The organism is Flectobacillus sp., from assembly GCF_049240685.1.
GTDB lineage: Bacteria > Bacteroidota > Bacteroidia > Cytophagales > Spirosomataceae > Flectobacillus.
In genome coordinates this window covers 12,894-22,833 of record NZ_JBMLSD010000460.1, presented here as the reverse complement: position 1 = coordinate 22,833, position 9,940 = coordinate 12,894, and the positions used below count along the sequence as shown (strand labels likewise).

At 35.1% G+C, this 9,940-nt stretch carries 7 protein-coding genes; 2 read left to right on the top strand and 5 right to left on the bottom strand.

The genetic code is table 11. The annotated features are described in order from the left end of the window. Window positions 1–10: 10 nt before the first annotated feature. Window positions 11–376, bottom strand: coding sequence for a LytTR family transcriptional regulator DNA-binding domain-containing protein (locus ACOVQ4_RS21315; RefSeq protein ID WP_421822617.1), 366 nt, complete (start codon window positions 374–376; stop codon window positions 11–13). 110 nt (window positions 377–486) lie between these two features. Beyond that, the gene (locus ACOVQ4_RS21310) at window positions 487–1,242 is read right to left on the bottom strand and encodes a tyrosine-protein phosphatase (protein WP_421822616.1); all 756 of its coding nucleotides are present in this window, start codon (window positions 1,240–1,242) and stop codon (window positions 487–489) included. 1,286 nt (window positions 1,243–2,528) lie between these two features. Between ACOVQ4_RS21310 and ACOVQ4_RS21305 the strand changes: the two genes are divergently transcribed. Both ACOVQ4_RS21305 and ACOVQ4_RS21300 read left to right on the top strand, forming a co-directional pair. Further along, window positions 2,529–5,255 (top strand): PAS domain S-box protein, encoded by a 2,727-nt coding sequence (locus tag ACOVQ4_RS21305; protein WP_421822615.1) that lies wholly within the window; start codon window positions 2,529–2,531, stop codon window positions 5,253–5,255. A 508-nt stretch (window positions 5,256–5,763) separates the two neighbouring features. Then, window positions 5,764–6,189: a response regulator gene (locus ACOVQ4_RS21300; RefSeq protein ID WP_421822614.1), complete on the top strand. Its 426-nt coding sequence runs from the start codon at window positions 5,764–5,766 to the stop codon at window positions 6,187–6,189. Between the two features lie 380 nt (window positions 6,190–6,569). Here the strand turns inward: ACOVQ4_RS21300 and ACOVQ4_RS21295 are convergent, their stop codons facing one another. From ACOVQ4_RS21295 to ACOVQ4_RS21285, 3 genes are all read right to left on the bottom strand, one after another. Next, entirely contained in the window at window positions 6,570–7,580 is a 1,011-nt protein-coding gene (locus tag ACOVQ4_RS21295) for a sensor histidine kinase (protein ID WP_421822613.1), read from the bottom strand. Between the two features lie 553 nt (window positions 7,581–8,133). Next, window positions 8,134–8,574, bottom strand: coding sequence for a response regulator (locus ACOVQ4_RS21290; RefSeq protein ID WP_421822612.1), 441 nt, complete (start codon window positions 8,572–8,574; stop codon window positions 8,134–8,136). 371 nt (window positions 8,575–8,945) lie between these two features. Further along, window positions 8,946–9,788, bottom strand: a complete 843-nt coding sequence (locus ACOVQ4_RS21285; protein WP_421822611.1) for an MBL fold metallo-hydrolase — start codon at window positions 9,786–9,788, stop codon at window positions 8,946–8,948. Window positions 9,789–9,940: the final 152 nt, after the last annotated feature.

Sequence of the window (9,940 nt, the reverse complement as noted above, 5' to 3'; positions counted from 1 at the left end):
AATTACTTATTTACGATTCTTGTTTGGTCAAATAAGAGTATACCTCTTTCCAACGCCGTTTTGCAATAGGAATGATGGTGCCACCTACAAGGGTAATATGGGTCTTATTATAGCTCAAAACATAGTCCATATTAATGATATAGGCTTTATGGACTCTTACAAAAGTGAGAGATTTTTCGGTAAGTCGAGGCAATAAATTTTTTAAGGTAATTGAAAAAACCGACGGTAAACTATCTAATTGATTAATCATAGAATAGTTTACCAGACCTTGTACATATATAATTCTCTCATAAGGAATCGTAACGTCATATTTAGGTTTATTTCTAAATTCAATGGGGCATGGATCTAGGAGGTAAGGGTAACAATTTTTTGTCATAGCAAATAGAATTAATTTGTAGATTTCTGTTCAGGATATAAAGCTATCGGATTTCGGCTGTCGGATTTTGGAGAATAAATAACAATTAACCACTAACCCCATCCCTAATTTTAAAAAAGTACTTTATTTTGGAAACTATATTTTTCAAGTAATTGCATTTCTTTATTCATTTCGCCAAGCCTTTTCAATCTTCCCAAATGTCTTTCGTGGTGTAAGTCGGTACCAATCAAATCGTAGAGATTATTTTTCAGCAACGATTTGGCACATTCTTTAATGTCAGGGCCATAGTATCCCTCAATAGCAAGAATATTGAGTTGTAGTAGACATCCCAAATCCTTTAGTCTCTGAAAAGCTTCGGGCATATTATGCCAATATCTATATCGTTCGGGATGGGCGATAATAGGTGTATATCCTCGTTTGGTCATCTCAAAAACTCTCTGTTCAAAGTTCATGAGAGGCGCAATCATGGGATATTCGGCAAGAATATATTTGGGTTCTGGAAAAGGGATAATATCATTTTGTTGAAGTAATTCATTAAAATTATCATCGATATAATATTCGGCAGAAGCATTCAGTTGAATACTCAAGCCTTTTTCCGAAATTTCCTGTTGGATAATTGCCAATTTTTCCTGCACAATCGATGGAGAATTGGGATATACCTCCATTCGGATATGTGGTGTAGTGATGAGCTTTTTGAAACCAAGGTTTTGTAATTCTTCAATAAGATACAAACTAGTAGGTACATCTGGCGCACCATCATCGATTCCCGGCAATAAATGCGAGTGAATATCCACTACTATTTGATTGCTCAAAAAGTCGATTATCCGATTTTGTTTACTTTGTTTGGATTTAAAAAAAGAGAACATAAGTTTTATGACCGAAAGAAAAATTTACTTAGTATAATCTATTGTCTGATTGCTTTATAAATTAATGAAGGGAAATTAGCTGCAGGTTGGTAGCTGCATGGATTTCAATTCATGAAAATTTAGGATAATGAAAAATAATAACAAGATACAAAATTACTAAAATAAGCTTTCAGGACAGAAAATATATTATTAGAAGCTTATTAGAATTAAAGTCGACTACATTAATAAATGGAGTTCTGACGTTATTAATAAAAAATAGTCTTAACCGATTGGACGAAATGCCAAAATTTGTCGACGAAATCTTAAGCTATCTTCAGCGTTAATTGGTTTTTTTGCACCTTTATCATAGGGTTTTACTAGATAATAAAAAAAATTCTACGATAGTATATAAAATATTGCAGATATCAAATAAGTGTTAAAAGTGTATATCTTGAGTAAAAGAAATGATTAAAATTTTGTAATATTGTATGAAATATTTGTACAATTCGCAAATGTTAAAAAATCTTGCTAATTTTTAAAGCATATAGATCAATCACTAAATAATATATTTAATAATCACTAAATAATAATGACCACCGTAATTGTTTTACTTTCAGCAATAGTAGCTTCTTCATGTATCGAGGCGATTATCGAGACAAGCGATTTTTTCACTGCTCGCCGCTCAAGATAATGAATTGAAATTCAGAAAGCCAATCGGGAGAGATGGTGAGGTATGAAATGGAATTTTGACGCAAAACTTTATTGTTGCCAATTGTAGTGGATGTATTCCTTACTCATTTTGAAAAACTATTTAAAAGTCTTTTAAAATGTAACTATGTACGCCGCCTAGACCGTCAGTATTTCATGTTACACGCAAACGAGCTAATAAACATCAGGGTTTCCTTCGTGTTTAATAGCTCGTTTTTTTATTAGGATTAATCCTCATAAAGGCAAGAAAGTAAGCTCACATCGTCGCTCCTCATTTGATTCTTAGGTGCTCCTACCTCTACCTATCGATGCTCAAAATATACCCTCCACATTCGTAAACTTGCTAATTGACGAAATTTTTTTCAAGCTTTTGGCCTATTTTGTATTTTTATCGACAGAGCATCAATCCTTGATTTAAAAAAGAGCTTTCGACTGTACCTTAGATAATTGAAGTGCTTCAGGCTTTTAGCTATGGGTTTTCGGCCTTGGACTTTAGACAAATGTATAAATGTGTGGTTATGAAATACATTTTAAAAGGCTTTGACTATTGCCTCATACAAAAAACTTGATTGCTATTATTAGAAAAAATTTTGCTTAAAATGAATTGGGAAGATAAAAGCCTAAATATCCTTATTGTTGAAGATCATGACGATGAATATCATCTTCTTTTAGATTGTATTCAAAACTCTTGTATCTCTACTAATACGATTGTCCATGCCAAATCGGTCAGCCAAACCAAAGATTGTTTGTTAGGCGAGCATAAATTTGACCTTGTGTTTGTTGATTTGAATATGAATAATCATCCAAATGCGGAGGTTTTCCTACAACTGATGGATTGGGCTGACTATAAATTACCAATGGTGGCCTTGTGTGAGGTTGCTTCGCCCGAGACTACCCTGTTAGCTTTGGTGAATGGAGCAAAACATTTTCTGATTAAATCAGAATACGACGAACAAACGGTTGAAAAGGTAATGATGGATTGTTTCTCGATGAGCGAAACAACAGGGGGGTATTTCGAAAATCGGGAGTTTTTGGGAGAAGGTATCGAACTTGGAGCCGTTTGGGATATCGATTTACTTAATCATCAGGTAAAGCGTTCTGGAAAAAAATTCTATGAGTCTTTGGGATATTCAGAAGACGATTACAACAAAACTTTTGATTTTTGGGAGGAAAGATTGCACCCCGAAGACTATTCAAGGGTAATGGGTTCGATTCAGAAATCTTTGGCCGATAACACCAAACGATATTGGGAGCTTGAGTATCGATTTAGAAAGGCCGATGGTCATTATAGTTGGGTAAACGAACGCGGATATATATTAAATGATGCTTCGGGTAGGCCGTTTCGAATCATTGGTGCGATTATTGATATAAATGACAGAAAGAAACGGGAGGGGCAAATCCAGTTTCTTGATCATCAATTAGGGGCGTATTTTTTTCATAACCCTTATCCTATGTGGATTTATGATAATGAAACCTACGCTTTTTTGGAAGTAAATACCGCAGCTATCCAAAAATATGAATATACCAGAGAGGAATTCCTTCAAATGACTCTACGTGATATTCGGCCTGCCATCGATTTAAAGCAACTCAAAAACCTGCCTAACGATGTAGTTTCGTCTAATCCTGTTCGACATTGGCAGGTAAGACATCAAAAAAAGAATGGCGAAATTATTGACGTTGAAGTAACTACTTCAGATATTCAATTTGGTAGCAAGATGGCAACCAACGTAATGGTTGTGGATATTACAGAGCAAATACATGCCAGAAACGAAAGAACGTTTGTGTTGGAAGTAGTCGAAAAACTACGTAGTGAGCGACACCTTCTCGACGGCCTGAATGCTATCCTAAAATATGTAAGAGAGTATATACAATGGCAATATGCAGAGATATGGCTAACATGTTCTTCGGGCGAGAGTATAAAGATGATTGCCTATGATTTTGATGAAACCAATGCCATAGATTTTCAGGGATTTGCTGATGCTATATCGTTTTCGTCTGTACCGATAGAGCAAACGGTTTTTAAAAGGAAATCAAAACACCAAAAGGTATACTGGATTGAAGATTTGAACTCTGAAGAGTTGTTTTTGCGCAGAGAAGCAGCAAATCGTTTGGGTTTACGCTCTGCCTTTTCGGTGCCTATCAGTTACAAAGATAATTATGTGGCTTGGGTGGTATTTTTCAATGATAAGTTTACCAAAAAAGACATTCATCTGATTAATCTGGTAGAAAGTATCTGTCGACAGCTTGGCTATGAAATTAGAAGGCGCAATTCGGAAGAGCAACTTCAATATATATTTAAGTTTAGTCGCGATTTAATGGGAATGGCCAATCTGCGAGGCTTTATGACGCAAGTCAATCATGGCTTCAAAAAAGTATTGGGTTATGACGAGCAAACCTTGATTTCTAAACCCATACAACGATTTATTTGGGAAGAGGATTGGCCAATTTTACAAAATGCGATAGATGAACTGCACGAAAATCGGGTAAGTTCGCCTTTTGAGCTACGTTGTGTTGCGGCCGACAAAAGTATTAAATGGATTAATTGTACGGTAACGCAAATTCCAACAGAAGATTTGATATTTGTATCAGGAAGAGATATCACTAGTCGTAAAAAGAGTGAGGAGGAGCGAGAGATATTGATTAAGGAGTTGCGTGAAAGTAATCGAGACCTTAAGCAGTTTTCTTATATCACCTCTCATAATTTGAGAGCACCCCTCTCAAATTTGCTCGCTATCCTTGATCTCATCAATCCCAATCAGGTAAAAGATGAAATGACGCTATTCTTATTGGAAAAATTTAAAGAATCTACTCATGTCTTAAATCATACGATAAATGATTTACTGGACATATTAGTTATCAAAAATAATGTTAATATTGAGCAACAATCCTTAAATCTGGAGGAAGAATTAGATAAATCTCTCGAACAGCTTTCCTATCTAAGAAAGCACGAAGAAATCATTCAAGTAGATTTTTCTGAAGGTAGAGAAGTCTATTTTAATGCGACCTATCTTGAATCAATTTTGCAAAATTTGATTACAAATGCCTTCAAATATCAGTCACCAGAAAGGAAGCTTAGACTCAATATTTATACAAGAGATAGCAAAGGATTCTTAAAGTTGTATTTCTCCGATAATGGTGTTGGAATCAATTTGAAGCGTCACAGAGATAAAATTTTTGGATTGTATCAACGATTTCATGACCATCCAGATAGTAAAGGCTTAGGGCTTTATATTATCAATTCGCAGGTAAGAGCATTAGGAGGGATGATTGATGTGCAGAGTGAGGAGGGTGTTGGAACTACTTTTATAGTATCTTTCAAGAAGTAAAAGCCTTCTGCTAGTGAGTTGGAGATTTTTTTGTTAGTGAAATCCCATTTGCCCTCTAGGTTCTAATGTTACCTTTGGCTAATTGTCTTAGGAATTGCATGGTTTCTAATAAATATTAATTCATATTTATTAGAGTTAAGCCCCAAGCATTTGGTCTTTATTTTATCATAAAATCCATTTGTTCGCAGAGCCTACGGCAAAAAGCTCAAAGCAGATAAAATTAATTTTGCCTTTTTTTAAAATAGATTGATTAAATAAAAGATGATTACTGATGGTAGGTTCTGCCGAATGATAACAGGAAGTGAAAAATCTGATTTTTTAACCGATATCCTTCGTTTGTACCATATTTGTATGGAAGTCTTAAATTGTATTAGTTAATTAGTAATTCAGAGTATTTGTAAACGCATTGTCTAAAGCTATCGGTAGTGAAATATTCATAAACTTAGCTTTTAAAATACAATTTGTGTTAATACAAAATAATTTGAGGTTCGTAAATTTATTATTTAAAATGATGATTGAAAGTGTACTTGTAGTTGATGATGATTTGATAGCACTCTCACTTTGTGAGTTTGCCATCAAAAATAGTGGCTTTTCTCAGAAGGTTCAGACAGTAAAGAATGGAAGAGAAGCGTTGGATATTTTTATTGCATTAGAGGAGGGGACGGCCACGGATAGTACAGTTCCAACTTTAATTTTTCTTGATTTGAATATGCCTGTTATGGATGGATGGGATTTTTTGAAAGCCTATCTACAAAAATTTGCTACCAAATATCCAGAAACTAAGGTTTGTATTTTATCCTCAACAATCGACCCCGAAGACTTTGTGAAAGCTGGGAAATACAAAATTGTGTTGGAGTTTATAAGTAAGCCCCTTACCATGGAGATTTTGCAAGAGCTTAAGAAAAGTAGTCAACTCAAAAAGTATTTTAGCTAATATCGCTTGAAAGGTAACTTTGAGTACTTGGCTTATGGATGCGCTAGCTTGGAGATTTATTACTGATAAGTAATCATGCACAATTAGATTTAACTTTTGTGTTTTAGGCATAAGGCAACAGGCAAAGAGTGTAAAATTGTTTTTTACTAACGATAGGTATGTTTTTTGCCTGTGGCCCAAAGCTGAAAGCTTAATAATTAAATTTAAGTTTTCTGGCAATAGGCACTAAGCTTGAGAAAAAAAGGAGTTTTTATAAAGTTATAAAGTTCTCTGCTTGCCCATGGCCTTCGGCTTAGAGACTAACGCATTGATAATCTAATTTTGCCACGATAATTTAAGAGTTATTGAGGCTTTTTTTGGGTAAAACTAATGCACACGTATTACTCTAAAGGAATACTCAAGGTAGCTACCACCATATTTTCTTGTTCAGTAAATAATAGTTGGGCTTTGCCACTATACATGTGGTTGAGTCTTCGCTCCAGATTTTTGAGACTTGTCCCGTAAAAATCTTCCTTCTTTTCCAAAACTCCCGTATTGCGAACAATAATAACAAGATGAGTGTCCTCGAGCCTCGTATGTATAAAAAGTTCGCCCCCTTTTCTCAATTTGCTCACCCCATGTTTAATGGCATTTTCGACAAGGAGGTAAAGCGACATCGAAGGTATTCTAAAATTGAGTGATTGATTTTCGAGTTTGAAGTGATAAGTTAATCGTTTGTCGAACCTGATTTTTTCTAAATCCAAATATTGTTGCATCATCAATAACTCATCCATTAATTGAATCATGGGAGTTTCGCTGATGGTCAATGATTTGCGAAGAATGTCCGAAAGTTGAATAATAGATTTCTGCGCCAGGGGAGGATCAATTCTTACAAGAGCCTTGATGGAATTGAGGGAATTGAATAAAAAATGAGGATTTAACTGACTTTTCAGGCTATCCAGCTCTGTACTTCTAATGAGATTTTGGACAGTTGCTTCGGTTCGAAGATCCACATAAAATTGTTTTACCGTTCGAATTGAAAGATATAAAGAAATCCAAATACTACTCCCGAGCAATCCCATAACGCTAACTTTAATCCACGATAACTCGATGTGTGGAGTAAGAATGGCTATACAGCCTTTAAAGCATAGCGTAAAAATTAAAGCAGCAACTATTAAAAAAGCAAAACCAATTCGAATATTACGTGATAGTAAATTCAAATTGTATTGAAATCTTGATAAGAGTTTATAAAGCGAAAACCCAATTGCTTGTCCTATCAGATTTATAGGGAAAAGCATTATCATTCCATCTATGAATGTGATAGAGGGCGGGGCGATTGCCAAAAGCATACAAATGCTAAAACCTAGCCACCCAAAAATTTGAGCAGACCAGTAAAGGCGGTTCATTTTCATCGAATCAATCAGTTGTAACTACGTCTGTTTCAGAATCGATATGATAAAATGCGGTATCAATACGCTAGAAACTCGTATGTAAAAGGAAGTAATGAAATCAACGGTTTGATTACTCTATAAAACTGAAACTGCTAATTCAGGACTCATTTTTTACCAGTCGAAAACTGTTAAAAAGTACATACACCTGAAAGTCATTTTCAAGGATAATCTAGTAATAAGACCAGAGGTCTAATGTTAATTTATACTTTCTTGTTGCTTGTAGGGAATAATCACTACAATTTTAACGAAATGGCAAATCCAACCTTGACTTAGGTCTGAGGTTGAAGGTTTTCAATTAGAGATAAAAAAAACCGGGTGAAATGTCTTGTTTACATTGCACTCGGTTACAAAAATAGAAGAAGTATTCAAATATTTGCCTCCCAATTGGGGTAAATAAAATCAAAAATATTTTTATCAGGAATTCTATTGTTTAGTTTAAATATAAATCGTTCGCCTAACAGTCTGTATAGTAGCAGAGTATCCCAATTGCTCAGCTATCTTGTCAAAACAGAGCTTAAGAAAAATGTGGAACCAACACAGAATGCTGCTTAATTTCCTTAATTACCTTGAGAGTAAGAGGCTTGCTAATAAACTCGATGATAATATCATAATTACTGGCCCGTTGTATATCTCTTGGGTCGATGCTCGACGACAACACGATGATTCGGGTATCTGGGAAAAGCTTATTAAATCCTTTACGAATAAATTCGTCTAAAAAGTCCCATCCATTCATCACAGGCATATTCAAATCTAAAAAAATAACCGAGGGTACATCCGATTTAGGTTTGGTAGAATCTTGTACAATTTCGTTGAAATAATCTATAGCCTCCTGTCCATTTTGCGCTTTATCTACCTCCTCGGCAAAGGTAAAGCGTTTTATGACCATATCACAAAGTGATAAAGTGACAGAATCATCATCTACGAGTAATACTTTCTTCAACATGTTAGTTATCATAATTTGACAGTGGTATACGAGTCGGAAGCGCTCTTGTAAAAAAATAGTAACTGTAAGCAAGAACAATTTCCCAAATATACGAAGATTTTAGTCGGGCGGATTTTGTAAGAAACTTAATATCAATGAATTTTATGGGTATGGTCAAAAACCATGATAAAGATATTAATTTTTACATTAAACCGAAAAAAAAATAGTGGTTATATTACAGATTGTTTTGCTAACTGAGTAAATGGTAATACTAAAACCTTGCCAAAGTATAAATCCAATCCTGTTTTTCGTTAATTGGAAGAAAATGGGTGTTGAGAGGCTCAAATTGCCGTTTTAATGTGTATAAGAGGGATTTGAGGTAAATTTTTACCTCAAACCATTGGTTAGCCTAGTATCGAGAGCGGAAAGGCTTCCTCCAATTTGAATCCTTTTTCGGTTGAAACAACCCTTGCGCAGTCGTGTATCGGGTCGTGGTCAAAATACAGTACCCATTTTTCTTCAGCTGCTTGGGTAAGAATTTGAGTTTTTTCTTCCATCGTTTGCAGAGGTCTTACGTCATACCCCATCACATAAGGTACAGGAATATGCCCAGCTGAAGGAATGGTGTCTGCCACAAACAAAATCGTTTGATTTTTATATTGAATTTTTGGCATAAGCATTTTCTCAGTATGGCCATCTGCCAATAAAAAATCAATATTTTCGAATGTAGCTTGGTCTTTATCTATACAAAACAGTTGCCCGGCCTCTTGTAGTGGTAATATGTTTTCTTTAAAGAAAGTAGCTTTTTCGCGCATATTAGGGTTCAAAGCCCAGTCAAGATGTGCAGAATGTGTCCAATATTTAGCATTACCAAAAGTACTTTCATAATTTGTTCGATTGTTATTCCATTGGACAGCTCCGCCACAGTGATCAAAATGCAAATGACTGAGAATGACATCGGTTATGTCTTTTTCAGAAAATCCTGCTTTTCTGATAGAGTTAATCAAATTGCCTTCACCATGACGATAATAATAAGATTGCCATTTGGCATCTTGTTTATCGCCCATACCTGTATCGACTAGAATGAGCTGATTTCCTTGCTCAATCAGCAGGCAACGCATTTTCCAAGTACATAAATTGTTTTCGTCGGCAGGCGACCATTTGTTCCAAAAGGTTTTAGGCACTACGCCAAACATCGCTCCTCCATCTAATTTGAAGTTGCCCGCATCAATGCTGTAAAGATTCATAATAATTCTTGAGTTTTGTCTTGTTAAACCTTTGCAAGATAAGAGAAGTTGAGTAAATTATATAAGTGTTGGTGAAAAAGGAGATAGGTAGTATACTGAAAAAGGGGATAGGGGTGAGGGGAAAGAGGGTATAGGGGTGAGGGGATAGTGAA